This window comes from Pseudomonas agarici (genome assembly GCF_001543125.1).
In the GTDB taxonomy this organism is placed as follows: domain Bacteria; phylum Pseudomonadota; class Gammaproteobacteria; order Pseudomonadales; family Pseudomonadaceae; genus Aquipseudomonas; species Aquipseudomonas agarici.
In genome coordinates this window covers 3289884-3307078 of record NZ_CP014135.1, presented here as the reverse complement: position 1 = coordinate 3307078, position 17195 = coordinate 3289884, and the positions used below count along the sequence as shown (strand labels likewise).

Here is a 17195-nt window from a genome sequence, read left to right as displayed (position 1 = left end):
GGATGGCAAACGTAGGAATATTTCCCACTACCATAGTATGTAGAAGTTACACATCAGCATCACTGCTCCATCCACTAAGTTTCAACCTCTGCACCTTGCCCTATCCTTCTACTCCGACCTTCACTCTGGAGATCGAAAATGGCCCCTTATCAATCTCCCCTCTTGCAAAGCTGGCACCGCAACGGTGCTATCGAAAGTCCCCGCCAAGTCACCGACCAGGCCATCCTGCTGGCGATAGCAGGCCGCAAGCCAGAGCGTGTGCGCGACACCACCTGGAAGCATTCGTTTATCTACTGCCCCAACAGACTGAAAGGGAATCCGTCTCTATGCCAAGAAAGGAGGTTCGGACCCGGTCGCCCTTTGCCCGTGCAGGCTTCAACCCGCTCCGCTCATCGTCATCGCACGCTTTAAGAGCAACCAGTGCTATAGTTTGCCGCGTTTTTTACGCTTTGATTACGCATGGAAGCAAAAGGGGAGTATCTATGACCATCTACACCGCAGGCTACGAAGGGCTCGTGATCGACGCGTTCATCGCACAGCTCAAACAAGCCCAGATCGACAAGGTGCTGGATGTTCGGGAATATCCGTTGTCTCGCAAAAAGGGCTTTTCCAAAAAAGCCTTCGCTGAAAACTTAGCCGTTGCGGGCATTTCATATGAGCACAGCCCGCCACTGGGATGTCCAAAACCAATACGCAACCGATACAAGGTGGACGGTGATTGGTCAGCATACTCTCGCGACTTCCGAATCTACATCCGAACACAAAACGCTATATTAAGTGAGTTAGTGTCAGACGCTGCAGAACAAAAAATTTGTATGGTCTGTTACGAGGCGGACGCAAAGCTCTGCCATCGTAGCCTGATCGCGGAAGCCGCTCAGGAGCTGGAGAGTTCACTGAAAACCGAACATCTACCTCTCAGAATAGAGACATTTGCTGATATTCTTTGCTCTGTCGCTTAGGTGGATAGATCAAGCTGACTATCAACCACTGCCCAGGAAAACGGTGAATAGTTCCCATTAAAAGTAGGAGATCCCTACTAGGTAAATCGGCTTCCAACTTCTTTCGAAAAGGAGCTTCCCAGCCATCTGCACCATGTTGGCGGCGAACGTTTCGATAAAGCTGGCTGGCCTCCCAATCAACAATCTTGTGGGTGTAGGGCTTGATCTCGCCATCTATCATACATTCATAAGTGTAATGAAAATCGAACGGTACTTTTTCTAGCCGCTTGATACTTGCCCGCTCTTGCTGCTCATCAAACAGGCTCGGCTGCCGCTGCATCAGCTCAAGCTTTTCGATTTCTTGCGGCGTCCATTCCTCCGAAGCAGCTTTTCGAATATGCAGCGTGGCAATTCGGACAGGCCTGATCAAGCCCAAAGTAACATTGCTATCTACCCGTGCCGCCTCCAAGGCATCAAAGCTTTCGTAAATGGTCAATTTATCCAACAACTTACAACGCTCCTTCCAGTCCCCAGCCGGTAAAGCTCTGCCTACCGAGATAGTATCGACACCGATCTTGTGGCTCTCGGGCCTCCGATCTCCTGGGCTTCTGTCAATAAAAGCCTCGATCCATTGCCACTTTGCGAATTGCTGATCCCCGGTTACTAGACGAAATGGAACGGGGTAGAGGCGTATGAGATTGCCAAATTCATCCATCCCAGCAACACATGAAGTTTCAGCGTATTTAGCGCTAGGAGAGGGGTACGTTTTGCAGAGAATCAGGATTCGAGCTTTCCGTCTCATTCAGACCAGATCCATTTGGTGTTTTCCTACTGTCGCCAGAAATCGAAGCAACGACCAGTTGTCATCAATGCAGGCCTTGGCATCATCTCAAACCCTCGCCGACTCAATATCTATCAGTAAAACAAGACATGTTTAAAAATTATTGTAGACTTTTATGTATTCATGGAAGGGGATCGACGCAATACCTTCGAAGCCGGCTTTCTACATTATCTGCAGAAACAACTCTTCGCCAACGCCCGCACCGCCTCGTCCGTATAATGTATACGGGCGGCCAGCAGCAGGATGAGCACAGCGTCATTGAGCGACGGTACCTTTGCCATCATGACCGCCAGTCATTCCGTGCGGGATCTCAAAGGGTTGATTCGCCAGCCTGCCAGGCCAATCAGTATTGAAGACATGAACCAGGCTATCGCGGCTGAGGGTGCTAAAGCACGATGATCGGTCTGGACGCCAATGTGCTGGCTCGTTATCTCGCTCAGGATGACCCGGCACAAGCAGCCAAGGCAACGGCATTGATAGAGTCGTTGTCCGTAGCCTCTCTCGGCTATATAACGCTGGTGTCGGTGGTCGAGTTGGTGTGGGTACTTCAGTCCTGCTACCAATCCGACAAGAGCGACATCCTCGTGACGCTCGAGACACTACTGCGCACCAGGGAACTAAAAGTTGAACGGGCCGAAATTGTCTGGCAAGCCCTACGTCGCTATACCGAAGCCAAAGCGGATTTCGCCGATTGCCTGATCGAACGTAGCGCCCACGCAGCGGACTGTGAATACGTCGTGACCTTCGATAGCAAAGCCGCAAAAACAGCAGGCATGCGCAAACTGACCTGAACCTACGCCAACAGCGATGCCCGAACCCTGGCCTGTCAGGATGACCAGCAGCAGGCGTTCGCTTACAAACAGATCAAGGACGCCCCCTCTGTTTCGCAAAGGAGGCAAACTGATCGTCAGTCAGTGGTCTTCAGTCAGTGAAATCCCAGGGCTGTCCAAAGCGAGCCAGACGCCAAGGTCTGGTCTGGCAACCCCCAGAAACGACAAAGCCCCGAATTCCGGGGCTTTGAGGTCTATGTATGGCGGAGGCGCAGAGATTCGAACTCTGGGACCTGTTACAGTCGGCAGTTTTCAAGACTGCTGCCTTAAACCACTCGGCCACACCTCCTATGTAGTGCGGGCGCCATAATACCGTAATGAAACACACTGTCAAACTCTCGTGATAGCTTGTTGCAGAGCCTCTGTTATGATCTTTGCGACTGAACATTTCAAACCCGAAGGAGTTTCGCCATGCGCGAACAGGATTATGCCGTTAACAACAGCGTGCAGGCTGAGCAGCTAGAGGTTAGCCGCGTCCTGCGCAACACTTACAGCCTTCTGGCCCTCACCCTGGCTTTCAGCGGTGTGATGGCCTTCGTCGCCCAGCAGATGCGTGTCGGCTACCCGAATATCTTCGTCGTGCTGATCGGCTTCTACGGGCTGTTCTTCCTCACCAACAAACTACGCGATTCGGCCTGGGGCCTGGTGTCCGCCTTCGCCCTGACCGGTTTCATGGGGTTCCTGCTCGGCCCGATCCTCAACCGCTACCTGGGCATGCAGGGCGGCGCTGAAGTCGTCAGTTCGGCATTCGCCATGACCGCCCTGGTCTTCGGCGGCCTGTCGGCCTACGTGCTGATCACCCGCAAGGACATGAGCTTCCTCAGTGGGTTCATCACCGCCGGCTTCTTCGTGCTGCTGGGTGCAACGCTGGCCAGTATTTTCTTCAACATCAGCGGTCTGCAGTTGGCGATCAGCGCTGGTTTCGTGCTGTTCTCCTCGGTCTGCATCCTGTTCCAGACCAGCGCCATCATCCATGGTGGCGAACGTAACTACATCATGGCAACCATCAGCCTGTATGTGTCGATCTACAACCTGTTTATCAGCCTGCTACAGATCTTCGGCATCATGGGTCGCGACGACTGATCGCACCGCTCAAGCGAAAAGCCCGCTTTGGCGGGTTTTTTGTTGTCGACGATTTAGCTTCCTGGCGTTTCTAGCTTTATTATGACGGCAGATTTGCCGACAGAGTCTCCCATGAAGTTTGCCATTGCACTGTTTTCCGCACCCCACGCGCCCTCCTCTCGCCGCGCCCTGCTGTTCGCCCAGGCAGTGCTTGCCGGTGGGCATGAGATTGTGCGGCTGTTCTTTTATCAGGATGGCGTGCATAGCGCGTCGAGCAATGTGGTCACTCCCCAGGACGAACAGGACTTACCACAACAGTGGACGACCTTCGTCAGTGAGCACCAGCTCGACGGTGTGGTCTGCATCGCCGCAGCGCTGCGACGCGGTGTGCTCAACCGTGAAGAGGCCCAGCGCTATCAGCGCGCGGCGGTGAATCTGGGCGAGCCCTGGGAACTCTCCGGACTGGGGCAGTTGCATGATGCCGTGCAGGCCGCCGACCGATTGATTTGTTTCGGAGGGCCTTGAAATGCCCAAGTCCCTGTTGATTGTCAGCCGCCAGGCGCCGTGGTCTGGCCCGAGTGCCCGCGAAGCGCTGGATATCGTGCTGGCCGGGGGGGCCTTTGATCTGCCCATCGGCCTGCTGTTCATGGATGACGGGGTGTTCCAGCTGACGCCCGCACAGAACGCCAAGACGCTCCAGCAGAAAGACCTGACCGCTAACCTTCAGGCGCTGTCACTGTTCGGTGTCGAGAATCTGTATGCCTGTCGCGACAGCCTGGCTGACCGGGGGATTTTTTCCAGCCAGATCACTGGCGAGGATTTGAGCCTGCTCACGGCCGAAGAAACCATCGCGCTCGTTAATCGTTATGACCAGGTGATTACTCTCTGATGTCGACCTTGCATGTGCTGTCTCACTCTCCGTTCACCGACAGCCGCCTGGGCAGTTGCCTGCGCCTGCTGGGCAGCGACGATGCGCTGCTGCTCTGTGGCGACGCTGTCTACGCCTTGCAACCGCGCAGCCTGCCGCTCGAAGCCCTTGAAGAACGTGCCGCCGAGTTGTCGCTGTTTGTGCTCGACGAAGACCTGCTGGCCCGAGGCCTGGAATGTCCGGACTGGGCCACGCGCGTGGACTATCCGGGGTTTGTCGAGCTGTCGATCCGCTACCATAAGGTCAACACTTGGTTATGAACACCTTGACGGTGAACGGGCAGGACATCGCCCTGGACAAGGACGGCTACCTGGTGGAGTTGAGCGATTGGTCGCCCGCCGTCGCCAGCGCCCTCGCTGCCCGGGAAACCATCGAGCTGAGCCCGGAGCACTGGGAAATCCTCGAGTTGTTGCGCAGTTTCTATCAGGAATTCGACCTGTCGCCGGCGACACGCCCGCTGATCAAATACACCGCCTTGAAACTGGGTGCCGAAAAAGGCAACAGCCTGCACCTCAATCGCCTGTTCAATGGCACCCCCGCCAAACTCGCCGCCAAGCTGGCGGGCCTGCCCAAACCGACGAATTGTTTATGACCCATTCTGCTCCTCTGATCACCGAAACGCCCACCGAGCATGCGTTTGCACCTTTCGTGCGGATCCTTGGCAAAGGTAAGCGCGGCGCCCGCAGCCTGACCCGCGAGGAAGCCCGCGAGGCCATGGGCATGCTGCTTGACGACAAGGTCGAGGACACCCAACTCGGCGCCTTCCTGATGTTGCTGCGCCACAAGGAGGAAAGCCCGGTGGAGCTGGCCGGATTTACCGAGGCCCTGCGCGAGCGGCTCAATGCGCCGGCCTTGCCGATCGACCTGGACTGGCCGACCTACGCCGGCAAGAAGCGCCACCTGCCCTGGTACCTGCTGGCCGCCAAGTGCCTGGCCCAGAACGGCGTGAAGATCCTGATGCACGGCGGCGGCGCCCATACCTCGGGCCGGCTGTACACCGAACAATTGCTCGGTGCCCTGCAGATTCCGTTGTGCCGCACCTGGCAGGCGGTCGCACAGGCTCAGGCCAGCGGCAATATCGCCTTTTTCCCCCTGGGTGACTGGGCACCACGGCTGCAGCGGATGATCGACCTGCGTAACACCCTGGGCCTGCGCTCACCGATCCACTCCCTGGCGCGCATCCTCAACCCGCTGGGCGCCCGTTGCGGCCTGCAAAGCATCTTCCATCCCGGCTACCAGGCCGTGCATCGCGATGCCAGTGGCCTGTTGGGCGATACGGTCATTGTGATCAAGGGCGACGGTGGTGAGATCGAGGTCAATCCCGACAGCCCCTGTCATCTTTACGGGACGACCAACGGTGAAAGCTGGGAGGAAGAATGGCCCGCATTGTCCGCGCAGCGTCATGTGAAACCGGCGACGCTGGAGCCCGGGCATCTCAAGGCTCTTTGGAGGGGCGAGGTGGAGGACAGCTACCCGCAATTGGCCCTGCTGTCGACCATGGCCCTGGCCCTGCGCGGTCTCGGCATACCTCGTGAACACGCCTTCGAACAGGCACGACAGTACTGGGATGCCCGTAACAAATCGATTTAGCCAATCAGGCTCATGATGGTGCGCGAACCTGCAAGAGCCGGATTACAGGCTCTTGCAGTGGGGATTGAGGCCAACGCTAAATCGGCCTCAGACTTGGGATTGCGCACCTTCGAACCAGGCCAGTTTCTCGCGTAGCTGGACCACTTCTCCGACAATCACCAGCGTCGGTGCATGGACTTCATGCTCCGCCACCAGTTGTGGCAGATTGGCCAGCGTGCCGGTGAATACGCGCTGATTCGAGGTGGTGCCTTGCTGGATCAGCGCTGCGGGTGTTTGCGCCGAACGACCATGTTTGATCAACTGTTCACAGATGATCGGCAACCCCACCAGGCCCATATAGAACACCAGGGTCTGGGCCGGCGCCACCAGGTCGACCCACGGCAGGTCAGTGCTGCCATCTTTCAGGTGCCCGGTAACAAATCGTACCGACTGCGCGTAGTCGCGGTGCGTCAGCGGGATCCCGGCATAGGCCGAGCAACCGCTGGCCGCCGTGATCCCCGGCACCACTTGGAAAGGAATCCCGTGGGCCGCCAGCTCTTCGATCTCTTCGCCACCACGACCGAAGATGAACGGATCTCCACCCTTCAGCCGCAGTACCCGCTTGCCCTGTTTCGCCAGATCGACCAGTTGCTGGTTGATCTGGTCCTGAGGCACGGTATGATCGGCACGACGCTTGCCGACATAGATACGGTCGGCATCGCGCCGGCACAGTTCGAGAATCGCCGGGGCGACCAGACGGTCGTAGAGCACCACGTCCGCCTGTTGCATCAAGCGCAGTGCGCGGAAGGTCAACAGGTCGGGATCACCCGGTCCCGCACCCACCAGATACACCTCGCCTGGCGCGTTCGGTGCCACTCCGTTGAGCTTCTCCAGCAATAAACGCTCGGCCTCGGCGCCCTGCCCGGCCAACTGACGGTCGGCGATAGGCCCCTGGAACACGTCTTCCCAGAATGCACGACGCTGTTGCACGCCAGGAAACAAGGCTTTCACCTGGGTCCGAAAGCGCGCTGCGAGCCCGGCCAACTGACCATAGGTGGCAGGAATCCAGGTTTCCAGCTTGGCCCGGATCAACCGAGCCAGTACCGGTGCATCACCGCCGCTGGAAACTGCGATCACCAGCGGCGAACGATCAACAATGGCCGGGAAGATCACGCTGCACAAGGCCGGTGCATCGACCACATTGACCGGTACGCAGCGCCGACGAGCATCGGCGGAGACTTGAGCGTTGAGCGACTCGTCGTCGGTGGCGGCAATGACCAGCACGCAGCCGTCCAAGTCGGATTCGACATAACCGCGCAACAGCATTTTGCCACCGCTGTTGCCGATCAGCTCACCTAACTGACTTTCGATCTCGGGAGCGACCACCTGCAACACCGCGCCGGCATCGGCCAGCAGGCGGGATTTGCGCAAGGCAATCTCGCCGCCGCCGACGACCAGCACACGGCTGCCGCGCAGGTTGTGAAACAGCGGCAGAAACTCCATCAGCCGATAACCTCGAGGCCGCCCATGTACGGTTTGAGCACTTCCGGTACACGGATCGAACCGTCGGCCTGCTGGTAGTTTTCCAGCACCGCCACCAGCGTGCGACCCACCGCCAGCCCGGAACCGTTCAGGGTGTGTGCCAGCTCCGGCTTGCCGGTTTGCGGGTTACGCCAACGCGCCTGCATGCGCCGGGCCTGGAAGTCGCCGCAGTTGGAGCACGAGGAGATTTCACGGTATTTGTCCTGGCTCGGCACCCACACTTCCAGGTCGTAGGTCTTCACAGCACTGAAGCCCATATCACCGGTACACAGGGCCAGTACGCGATAGGGCAGTTGCAGTTGTTGCAAGACCTTTTCGGCGTTTGCGGTCAGGCTCTCCAGGGCTTGCATTGAGGTCGCGGGCTCGACGATCTGGACCATCTCGACCTTGTCGAACTGGTGCTGGCGGATCATCCCGCGGGTATCGCGACCCGAGGCACCGGCTTCGCTGCGAAAGCACGGCGTGTGTGCCACGAACTTCAACGGCAGTTGCTTGGGATCGATGATCTCACCGGCGACGATATTGGTCAGCGACACCTCGGCGGTCGGGATCAGGTACAGATCGGCCTCGCCGTCACGGGTGATCTTGAACAGGTCTTCCTCGAACTTTGGCAATTGACCAGTACCGATCAGCGCCGGGGCCTGGACCAGGTAAGGCGTATAGACCTCTTCGTAACCATGCTCGCTGGTGTGCAGGTTGATCATGAACTGCGCGAGCGCACGGTGCAGGCAGGCAATCGGGCCGCGCAACAAAGCGAAACGTGCGCCGGACAGCTTGGCGGCGGTTTCGAAATCCAGCCAGCCGAACTTTTCACCCAACGCGACATGGTCCTGGATCGGGAAATCGAAGGCGGCTGGCGTACCCCAGCGGCGCACTTCGACATTGGCGTCTTCATCGGCGCCAACCGGTACCGATTCGTCGGGCAGGTTCGGAATGCCCAATAGGATCTGATCGAGTTGAAACTGGATGGCATCCAGCGCCACCTTGCCTTCGCTCAGTTCAGAACCCAGCGTCTCGACACTGGCCATCAGCGGCGCGATGTCTTCGCCGCGCTGCTTGGCCTGGCCGATACTTTTGGACACCGCATTGCGCTCGGCCTGCAATTGTTCGGTGCGGGTCTGCACCACCTTGCGCTGGCTTTCCAGCGCTTCGATGCGGGCAACATCGAGGCTGAAGCCACGGGAGGCCAGGCGATCCGCTACGTCCTGAAGGTTGCTACGTAACAGTTTGGAATCGAGCATGTCGGTTTCTCGTTATTCAGAGTTTGGTCAAGGACAGGCCGGCCCAGGTCGCGAGCAGCCCGCCGAATACGCTGAGGGCCACATAGCCGATGGCCAGCAAGCCCTGCCCGCTTTCCAGCAGGCGCACCGTATCCAGTGAAAAAGATGAAAATGTGGTCAGGCCGCCGACAAACCCCACGATCAGGCCCGCGCGGATTTCAACCGGAACTTCGGGGCGCAGCAAAAACAGGCCGTAGAGCACGCCAATCACCAGGCAGCCCACGATATTAACGGCCAATGTCGCGGTATAGAAGTGCTTCGGCCAATTGGCGTTGATTAGATTGCCCGTGGCAAAGCGCACCAGGGTACCGACGATACCGGCGACAGAGACGGCAAGCACAGTGCGGATCACGTTTTTCTCCGTGGTTTCGGGCTTTGGCGGTCGAGCGCCGCCAGTTGGTTGAGTTTCTCGCCGATCTTGATCTCCAAGCCTCTGGGCACGGGTCGGTACCAACCGGGTTCTTCCATTCCTTCTGGAAGGTAGGTTTCACCCGCCGCATAAGCATTGGGCTCATCATGGGCATATCGGTATTCATGCCCGTAACCGAGTTCCTTCATCAGTTTGGTGGGAGCATTGCGTAGATGAACGGGAACCTCTCGGCTCTTATCCTGCTTGACGAAGGCTTTCGCCTGGTTGTAGGCCATGTAACCGGCATTGCTCTTTGCCGCCATTGCCAGGTAGATGGTCGCTTGACCCAGTGCCAACTCACCTTCGGGACTCCCCAGCCGCTCGTAGGTCAAGGCAGCGTCATTGGCAATCTGCATGGCTCTTGGATCAGCGAGCCCAATATCTTCCCAAGCCATACGCACAATACGCCGTGCCAGGTAGGCAGGATCGGCACCACCGTCCAACATGCGGGTCAGCCAATAGAGCGCGGCATCGGGATGAGAACCACGAACCGACTTGTGCAAGGCCGAGATCTGGTCATAGAAGTTGTCGCCGCCCTTGTCAAAACGCCGACTGTTCAAGGTCAACGCGTTCTGAAGGAAGTCAGCGGTGATCAAGGTTATGCCAGAGGTAGTGGCGGCCGCGCTACTTTGCTCCAACAGGTTGAGGAACCTTCTGGCATCTCCATCGGCATAACCGATGAGCGTGTCCCTGGCCTGGTCGTCAAATTGAAGATCGCCAAGTGCTTTTTCCTGGGCACGTTGCAGCAATTGCTTCAGTTCTTCGTCTGTCAGCGACTGCAGCACATAGACCTGTGCCCGTGATAAGAGGGCCGAGTTCACCTCAAAGGAGGGATTCTCGGTGGTGGCGCCAATGAAGGTGACCAAGCCACTTTCCGCATAAGGAAGAAGAGCGTCTTGTTGGGACTTATTGAACCTGTGAATTTCGTCGACGAACAAGATGGTGTGCTTGCCCATGGATAGGTTCTGTTCTGCCTGTTCCATGGAGGTCCTGATGTCCTTCACGCCGGAGAACACCGCTGACAGGGCGATGAACTCACACTTGAAGGCTGTGGCGGTGAGACGCGCCAAGGTTGTCTTGCCAACCCCTGGCGGCCCCCAAAAGATCATCGAATGAGGCCTGCCCGACTGGAAAGCCAGTCGCAGAGGCTTACCTGCACCCAGCAAGTGCGACTGTCCGACCACCTCTTCCAAGGTCTTGGGGCGAAGGGCTTCAGCCAGTGGCGCAATAGGCTCTTGTGCGAACAGATCAGGCATGGCTTGCCTCCTCGAAACAATGGGAAAGCCCAGAAATCCGCACAATGCCCCTTCCAAGCCATTGATCTATATATGACTTGATCGCGTTATTGAGTCGATGGACCTCGTCGACGAACAAGACAACACAGATCCACGGGTTGGGCTTGAAACCTCTTATTCCTGAATGACGTCAGCCCCCTTGGGGATGTCAAACTTGAACGTGGCGGCCGGGATCGGCTGGTTGGCCTTGACCGCGGTGAACAGCAGGTTGGTGCGCTGGCCGACGCTGTCGATCAGTTGCATATCATTGACCAGGCCGTTACGGAACGACAGGCGTAGGCTGTCGAACAGGGTATCCTTGGTTTTCGGCTTAAGGGTGAAGTCGATCACGCCACCGGCTTCCTTGGCACTGATATCGAAGCTTTCGCTGATCTTCGACACGTCACCGGACAACAGCAAGGCTGGAGTCTGGGTCAAGCGCATGTCGAGCTTCTTGATGGTTACCTGTTCCAAGTCCGGGTCCCACAGGGTGACCTTCTGCCCATCGGAGATCATGGTCTGTTCCTGGGGTGCATCGGTGTGCCAGTAGAACAGGCCTGGGCGCTGCAAGGACATTTCACCGGCAGTTTCCTGCAACTGGGTGCCGCTGCCATCCAGGGTCAACTGGGAGAACCGCGCTGTCAACGTCTGAGACTTTTCGAGCAACTGCGTCAGGCGCGTCACATCCTTCTGGTCAGCATGAGCCGACAAGGTGGTCAACGCCAGAACCGGCAACAACAGCATGCGGATAAGACGCATGGGAGTCCTCATGAAATTCGTTTGAAAGGTGGGCCGCATGATCTCACGCGGCCCAGGGTCAGTCGCGCATCGGCCCTGGCGCAAGCACTTCGCGCGAGCCGTTGGTATTCATGGCTGTCACCACTCCGGCCATTTCCATGGCTTCGATCATGCGGGCAGCCCGGTTGTAGCCGATTTTCAGTTTGCGCTGGACCGCGGAAATCGACGCCCGGCGGCTTTCCAAGACGAACTGCACAGCCTCGTCGTACAGTGCATCGGTCTCGGCATCGTCGTCACCGCCGCCGCCACCGCCATTTTCAAAGCCGCTGCCGGCTTCTTCGACGCCATTGAGGATGTCGTCGTTGTACTCGGGCGCACCTCGCAGCTTCCAGGCTTCGACCACCCGATGCACCTCGTCGTCGGAGACAAACGCGCCATGGACCCGAATCGGCAGGCTGGTGCCGGGCGGCATATAGAGCATGTCACCATGGCCCAGCAATTGCTCGGCGCCACCCTGGTCGATAATGGTCCGCGAATCGATCTTGCTCGAGACCTGGAAGGCCATGCGGGTCGGGATGTTGGCCTTGATCAGACCGGTGATCACATCCACCGAAGGCCGCTGGGTCGCGAGAATCAGGTGGATGCCGGCTGCCCGTGCCTTCTGTGCGATACGGGCGATCAGCTCTTCGACCTTCTTGCCGACGATCATCATCATATCGGCGAATTCGTCGACCACCACGACAATGGTTGGCAGCTTGCTCAACAGCGGCGCTTCGTCGTGGATGCTCTCGCGATTGTACAACGGGTCGGCAATCGGCTCGCCGCGCTCCTGGGCCTCCTTGATCTTGGCATTGAAGCCCGACAGGTTGCGCACCCCCATCTTGGCCATCAGCTTGTAGCGCCGCTCCATCTCCGCGACGCTCCAGCGCAAGGCGTTGGCAGCGTCCTTCATATCGGTGACCACCGGGCACAGCAGGTGCGGAATGCCTTCGTAAATCGACAGTTCGAGCATTTTCGGGTCGATCATGATCAACTTGGCGTCTTCGGGGCCGGACTTGAACAGGATTGACAGGATCATCGCGTTCACCCCCACCGACTTACCGGAACCGGTGGTACCGGCCACCAGCAGGTGCGGCATCTTCGCCAAATCGGTGATCACTGGCCGACCGCCGATATCGTGGCCCAGGGCCAGGGTGACCGGCGACTTGAAGTTGTCGTATTCGGGGGTCGACAGCACCTCGGAGAAGCGCACGATCTGTCGGTCTTCGTTGGGAATCTCGATACCGACGGTGGTTTTGCCGGGAATCACCTCCACCACCCGCACGCTGGTCACCGCCAGCGAGCGCGCCAAGTCCTTGGCCAGGTTGGCGATACGGCTGACCTTGACGCCCGCGGCCGGCTGGATTTCGTAACGGGTAATCACCGGGCCGGGATGGATCGAGTCCACCGCCACTTCGACTCCGAATTCCTTGAGCTTGATTTCCAGCAGGTGGCCGATGGCAGCCAGGGACTCCGAGGAATAATTGAGCTGTTTCTTCTCGGCCGGGTCGAGAATCGAGATCGGCGGCAAGGTGCCTTCGACCGCACTGTCGATAAACAACGGGGCTTGTTTCTCTTTCTCCACGCGCTTGCTCGGCAACGGCGGCTTGACCGGTGCCGGGGCGATCACCGGCGGAACGTGTTTTTCACGCTCGGACATGTGCCTGCTCAAGGCCTGCTCGCGCTCGATCAGGCGTTCCTTGGCCTTGGCCTGCTCACGCTTGTCGGCGGTACTCGGGGCGACCACTTCCTCGATCCGGGTATCGACCTCACGCAGTTGCGCCACCAATTGCTTGCGCTCGGTACGCGCCGCCCACCAGCGATTCAGCGCGCCCTGGAACAGCTCGAAGAGGTCGAGAGTGATCTTGCCGGTAACGTCCATCACCTTGAACCACGACAAGTCGGTAAAGACCGTCAGACCGAACAGGAACAAGGCAATGAACAACAGCGTGCTGCCCTGGATATTCAAGGCATTGCGGGCCAGGTCGCCAAGGCTTTCGCCCAGCGCACCGCCGGCACCGGCCGGCAAGCCGGTGGGCGAATGAAAATGGATATGCGCCAACGCGGCACCGGACAGTACTAAAAACACCAGGCCGATCAACCGCCAGGAAAACAACCAGCCGCTCCACTGCCAGGGTTCGTGGCGCTGGCGGAAGATCTGCCAGGTCTTGACGGCCAGCAACAGCGGGAATACGTAGGCGAAATAACCCAACACCATGAACAGGATATCGGCGCTGTAGGAACCGGCAGGCCCACCGAAGTTCTGCACATCGTCGATCTTGCTGTTATGACTCCAGCCCGGATCGTCCTTGCCATAGGTCAGCAAGGCCATCATCAGGAACAGGCACAAGGCGCCGATGGCAATCAGTGCGCCTTCCTTGAGACGATAGTGCAGTTGCTGACGCCAGAGCGGCACGACTGCTTTAGGGGGTGTAGCGGTGGATTTCTTCAAAACGCGTCTTTTCCTGCGCCCAAGGCGCGCCCAACTGTTGATTGACGACAAAAATACTGCCCATTCGGGGCAGCTGAACAGTTCTGCGACTCTACCGGGACTCTTTTCACTGTCCGTCCTTTATGCGATCGGCACTTGCCCGTTCAGAAACTATCATCGGTACATTATGGCCATTGTACGGGTTTACACGCCCGATGCCACACGCTAGCCGCTTGGGTGTAGCATAACCAACAGCGATTTTCATGCTGTTCAATTTGAGCATGCATTTTCTTTTGTGACAAAGGCTTATGAGGTGTTTTTATGACTGAAGCCAAGCATTCACGCCTGATCATCCTGGGCTCCGGTCCCGCCGGTTACAGTGCTGCCGTTTATGCCGCCCGTGCCAACCTCAAGCCTGTGGTCATTACCGGCCTGCAAGCCGGCGGTCAGTTGACCACCACCACCGAAGTCGACAACTGGCCAGGCGATGTCGAAGGCCTGACCGGTCCGGTCCTGATGGAGCGCATGCAAAAACACGCGGAGCGCTTCGATACCGAGATTGTCTACGACCACATTCATACTGCCGAGTTGCAGCAGCGACCGTTTATCCTCAAGGGTGACAACGGTATCTACAGCTGCGACGCCCTGATTATTGCCACCGGCGCCTCTGCCCAGTACCTGGGCTTGCCTTCCGAGGAGGCCTTCGCCGGCAAGGGGGTTTCGGCTTGCGCCACATGCGATGGGTTTTTCTACCGTAACCAAGTAGTAGCCGTTATCGGTGGCGGTAATACGGCCGTCGAGGAAGCGCTTTACCTGGCCAATATTGCCAAGGAAGTACACTTGGTTCACCGCCGTGACAAATTGCGCTCGGAGAAGATCCTCCAGGACAAACTCTTCGAAAAAGCCGCCAACGGCAATATCCGCCTGCACTGGAACCAGAATCTGGACGAAGTGCTCGGCGACGCGACCGGCGTGACTGGCGCCCGCCTGCGTGACAGCCTGACCGGCGAAACCTGGGACTTGTCGCTGGCCGGCGTGTTTATCGCTATCGGCCACAAACCCAACACCGACCTGTTCCAGGGGCAGTTGACCATGCGCGACGGCTATCTGCAGGTCAGGGGCGGCAGCGACGGCAATGCCACCGCGACGCAAATCCCTGGGGTGTTCGCCGCCGGCGACGTCGCCGACCATGTCTATCGCCAAGCCATCACGTCGGCGGGTGCCGGCTGCATGGCAGCGCTGGATGCCGAGAAGTATCTGGACGATAACTGATTGAATGCCATGCTGACTTGGTTACAACGCGACACCCTGACATTTCCACCGCTGGCCAAGGCCATGCGCGAACCCAATGGACTGCTGGCCGCTGGCGGCGATCTGTCTGCCGACCGGCTGATCCAGGCCTATCGCCACGGCTGTTTCCCGTGGTTTTCCGAAGGCCAGCCGATTCTCTGGTGGTCGCCGGACCCACGCACCGTTCTGTTTCCCGACGAACTGCATGTTTCGCGCAGCCTGGGCAAGCTTCTGCGCCAGCAGCGCTACCAGGTCACCTTCGACCGGGATTTTGCCAGTGTCATTCGCGCCTGCGCCGCGCCACGCGCCTACGCCAACGGAACCTGGATCACCGAGGCGATGCAAAACGCCTATCTGCAGTTGCACGAGCGCGGCATCGCCCATTCGGTCGAGGTCTGGGACCAGGATCAACTGGTCGGCGGCCTGTACGGCCTGGCGATTGGGCAACTGTTTTTCGGTGAGTCCATGTTCAGTAGTGCCGACAACGCCTCGAAAGTAGGCTTCGCAACCCTGGTCAACCACCTGAAAACAGCGGGGTTTGTCTTGATCGACTGCCAGATGCCCACCGATCACCTGCATAGCCTCGGTGCCCGGGCGATTCCGCGCAGCACTTTTGCCGACTACCTGCACCACCATCTCGATCAGCCCAATACGGCCCGATGGGTTTGCTAGGCGAGTTCCATCGGCTGGCTTACACTTAATTCAAAGCTTATCCCGAGGGTTGATCATGACCGAGCTGGCGCGTTTGAAGTTTTATGCCACTCAACCCCACTCTTGCAGCTATCTGCCCGAAGAGCAGGCTACCACGCTGTTCCTCGACCCTAGCCAGCCCATGGACGTGCATGTCTACGCAGACCTTTCGGAGATGGGATTTCGTCGCAGCGGCGACCACCTCTACCGACCCCATTGCCAAAACTGCAACGCCTGCGTGCCGGCGCGCATCCCGGTGGCGCAGTTTGTGCCCAACCGTCAGCAAAAACGCATTCTCAAACGCAACATGGATCTTCAGGTGCGAGCCGCCAAGCCGGGGTTCAGCGAGGAATACTTCGACCTGTACCAGCGTTATATCGAGCAACGCCACTCCGATGGCGACATGTATCCGCCCAGTCGAGGCCAGTTCTCGACCTTCCTGGTGCGCGATCTGCCCTTTTCAAGATTCTACGAGTTTCGCCTGGAAGGTCGACTGGTCGCCGTGGCGGTGACCGACCTGCTGCCCAACGGCCTCTCGGCGGTCTACACGTTCTACGAGCCGGACGAAGAACGCCGCAGCCTCGGCCGCTACGCGATTCTCTGGCAGATCAGCGAAGCCCATCGACTGGGCCGGGACGCCGTTTATCTCGGGTACTGGATCAAGAACTGCAAGAAGATGAACTACAAGACCCAATATCGACCGATCGAGCTGTTGATCAATCAACGCTGGGTCACGCTCAGCTAGTGGCCGGTGCGGTTAGTTCGTTAGCTCAAGTGCAGATGCCGGCAGTCCAGGCGGCTGATGCCGAAATTGCCTGACAGAACTCGCCACCCAAGCCACCCGGCCTTCCCCTTACCTCGCAAAAAACTGTATTGCGGTGACTGATGTCGCCGCAGGCGGGCAGTTATTTTCGCGGTTGGCACTAACCACTTGGCGTGAAGGTGGTTTTTCGGGCACAATGCACGCCGCTTTTGCCTGGCGCAGTTGCACCGGGCCATTCACTGGATACCGAGGGCTTTACTGCATGTCGAAAGAAGACAGCTTCGAAATGGAAGGCACTGTCGTCGACACCCTGCCCAACACCATGTTTCGCGTGGAGTTGGAAAATGGGCACGTCGTAACCGCGCATATCTCCGGCAAGATGCGCAAGAACTACATCCGCATTCTTACCGGTGACAAAGTGCGCGTCGAGCTGACGCCCTATGACTTGAGCAAAGGGCGCATCACCTACCGCGCTCGCTAATCAGGTCAACACAAGACGCCCGGCACCGCCGGGCGTTTTTGTTATGTGGCGAGCAAGCTTGCCTCGCCGAGCCGTGAAGCAAACCCAAAA

At 58.3% G+C, this 17195-nt stretch carries 19 protein-coding genes, 1 tRNA gene and 3 pseudogenes; 14 read left to right on the top strand and 9 right to left on the bottom strand.

All coding sequences use genetic code 11. The features are described from left to right. Positions 1-138: 138 nt before the first annotated feature. Positions 139-267 (top strand): annotated as a pseudogene (locus AWM79_RS25630) (class I SAM-dependent methyltransferase); the annotation flags it as partial. Between the two features lie 215 nt (positions 268-482). Next, a complete protein-coding gene (locus tag AWM79_RS24450; protein WP_074862420.1) occupies positions 483-959 on the top strand; it encodes a DUF488 domain-containing protein in 477 nt (158 codons plus the stop codon). On the opposite strand, the gene AWM79_RS25405 is transcribed toward AWM79_RS24450, so the two are convergent. Both AWM79_RS25405 and AWM79_RS26180 read right to left on the bottom strand, forming a co-directional pair. After that, positions 916-1446 carry a hypothetical protein gene (locus tag AWM79_RS25405; RefSeq protein WP_208599906.1) on the bottom strand — a complete coding sequence of 177 codons (531 nt, stop codon included), beginning with the start codon at positions 1444-1446 and terminating at the stop codon, positions 916-918. The two genes, AWM79_RS24450 and AWM79_RS25405, sit on opposite strands and share 44 nt — an antisense overlap. A 515-nt stretch (positions 1447-1961) precedes the next feature. Next, a pseudogene (locus AWM79_RS26180) lies at positions 1962-2060 on the bottom strand (hypothetical protein); the annotation flags it as partial. On the opposite strand from AWM79_RS26180, the pseudogene AWM79_RS25625 reads away from it, so the two are divergent. Both AWM79_RS25625 and AWM79_RS14435 read left to right on the top strand, forming a co-directional pair. Then, positions 2041-2178, top strand: a pseudogene (locus AWM79_RS25625) (AbrB/MazE/SpoVT family DNA-binding domain-containing protein); the annotation flags it as partial. The pseudogenes AWM79_RS26180 and AWM79_RS25625 overlap by 20 nt on opposite strands. Then, positions 2175-2570, top strand: coding sequence for a PIN domain-containing protein (locus tag AWM79_RS14435; protein WP_017132388.1), 396 nt, complete (start codon positions 2175-2177; stop codon positions 2568-2570). The pseudogene AWM79_RS25625 and the gene AWM79_RS14435, both read left to right, overlap by 4 nt. A 240-nt stretch (positions 2571-2810) precedes the next feature. Here AWM79_RS14435 and AWM79_RS14430 read toward each other — a convergent pair. Further along, positions 2811-2898 (bottom strand) — tRNA-Ser (locus AWM79_RS14430). A 122-nt stretch (positions 2899-3020) separates the two neighbouring features. Between AWM79_RS14430 and AWM79_RS14425 the strand changes: the two genes are divergently transcribed. From AWM79_RS14425 to AWM79_RS14400, 6 genes are all read left to right on the top strand, one after another. After that, the gene (locus AWM79_RS14425) at positions 3021-3692 is read left to right on the top strand and encodes a Bax inhibitor-1/YccA family protein (protein ID WP_017123866.1); all 672 of its coding nucleotides are present in this window, start codon (positions 3021-3023) and stop codon (positions 3690-3692) included. Positions 3693-3803: 111 nt separating this feature from the next. Further along, positions 3804-4196, top strand: a complete 393-nt coding sequence (gene tusD / locus AWM79_RS14420) for a sulfurtransferase complex subunit TusD (RefSeq protein WP_017132387.1) — start codon at positions 3804-3806, stop codon at positions 4194-4196. A 1-nt stretch (position 4197) separates the two neighbouring features. Then, a complete protein-coding gene (gene tusC / locus AWM79_RS14415; RefSeq protein ID WP_017132386.1) occupies positions 4198-4560 on the top strand; it encodes a sulfurtransferase complex subunit TusC in 363 nt (120 codons plus the stop codon). Next, on the top strand, positions 4560-4859 hold the full coding sequence (gene tusB, locus AWM79_RS14410; protein ID WP_017132385.1) for a sulfurtransferase complex subunit TusB: 300 nt from the start codon (positions 4560-4562) through the stop codon (positions 4857-4859). Before tusC ends, tusB begins: the two co-directional genes overlap by 1 nt. Beyond that, complete coding sequence (locus tag AWM79_RS14405; protein ID WP_017132384.1) at positions 4856-5191, top strand: TusE/DsrC/DsvC family sulfur relay protein; 336 nt, start codon at positions 4856-4858, stop codon at positions 5189-5191. Before tusB ends, AWM79_RS14405 begins: the two co-directional genes overlap by 4 nt. Next, the gene (locus AWM79_RS14400; protein ID WP_017132383.1) at positions 5188-6189 is read left to right on the top strand and encodes a glycosyl transferase family protein; all 1002 of its coding nucleotides are present in this window, start codon (positions 5188-5190) and stop codon (positions 6187-6189) included. The genes AWM79_RS14405 and AWM79_RS14400 overlap by 4 nt, the downstream gene beginning before the upstream one ends. An 87-nt stretch (positions 6190-6276) precedes the next feature. On the opposite strand, the gene cysG is transcribed toward AWM79_RS14400, so the two are convergent. From cysG to AWM79_RS14370, 6 genes are all read right to left on the bottom strand, one after another. Then, positions 6277-7671 (bottom strand): siroheme synthase CysG, encoded by a 1395-nt coding sequence (gene cysG / locus AWM79_RS14395; RefSeq protein ID WP_017132382.1) that lies wholly within the window; start codon positions 7669-7671, stop codon positions 6277-6279. Beyond that, positions 7671-8951, bottom strand: a complete 1281-nt coding sequence (gene serS / locus AWM79_RS14390) for a serine--tRNA ligase (RefSeq protein WP_017132381.1) — start codon at positions 8949-8951, stop codon at positions 7671-7673. The genes cysG and serS overlap by 1 nt, the downstream gene beginning before the upstream one ends. Before the next feature lie 16 nt (positions 8952-8967). Beyond that, the gene (crcB, locus tag AWM79_RS14385; RefSeq protein ID WP_060783120.1) at positions 8968-9342 is read right to left on the bottom strand and encodes a fluoride efflux transporter CrcB; all 375 of its coding nucleotides are present in this window, start codon (positions 9340-9342) and stop codon (positions 8968-8970) included. Next, positions 9339-10655 carry a replication-associated recombination protein A gene (locus AWM79_RS14380; RefSeq protein ID WP_017132379.1) on the bottom strand — a complete coding sequence of 439 codons (1317 nt, stop codon included), beginning with the start codon at positions 10653-10655 and terminating at the stop codon, positions 9339-9341. Before AWM79_RS14380 ends, crcB begins: the two co-directional genes overlap by 4 nt. 153 nt (positions 10656-10808) lie before the next feature. Next, positions 10809-11432: an outer membrane lipoprotein periplasmic chaperone LolA gene (gene lolA, locus AWM79_RS14375; protein ID WP_017132378.1), complete on the bottom strand. Its 624-nt coding sequence runs from the start codon at positions 11430-11432 to the stop codon at positions 10809-10811. A gap of 58 nt (positions 11433-11490) precedes the next feature. Then, a complete protein-coding gene (locus tag AWM79_RS14370; RefSeq protein WP_060783119.1) occupies positions 11491-13902 on the bottom strand; it encodes a DNA translocase FtsK in 2412 nt (803 codons plus the stop codon). 300 nt (positions 13903-14202) lie between these two features. Here AWM79_RS14370 and trxB point away from each other — a divergent pair, with 300 nt between their 5' ends. The 4 genes from trxB (at position 14203) to infA (ending at position 17105) form a co-directional block, all read left to right on the top strand. Further along, on the top strand, positions 14203-15153 hold the full coding sequence (gene trxB, locus AWM79_RS14365; protein WP_017132377.1) for a thioredoxin-disulfide reductase: 951 nt from the start codon (positions 14203-14205) through the stop codon (positions 15151-15153). 9 nt (positions 15154-15162) lie between these two features. Continuing rightward, positions 15163-15843: a leucyl/phenylalanyl-tRNA--protein transferase gene (gene aat / locus AWM79_RS14360; RefSeq protein WP_017132376.1), complete on the top strand. Its 681-nt coding sequence runs from the start codon at positions 15163-15165 to the stop codon at positions 15841-15843. Between the two features lie 55 nt (positions 15844-15898). Then, a complete protein-coding gene (locus AWM79_RS14355) occupies positions 15899-16606 on the top strand; it encodes an arginyltransferase (RefSeq protein WP_017132375.1) in 708 nt (235 codons plus the stop codon). Between the two features lie 280 nt (positions 16607-16886). After that, a complete protein-coding gene (infA, locus tag AWM79_RS14350) occupies positions 16887-17105 on the top strand; it encodes a translation initiation factor IF-1 (protein ID WP_002553999.1) in 219 nt (72 codons plus the stop codon). Positions 17106-17195 lie beyond the last annotated feature (90 nt).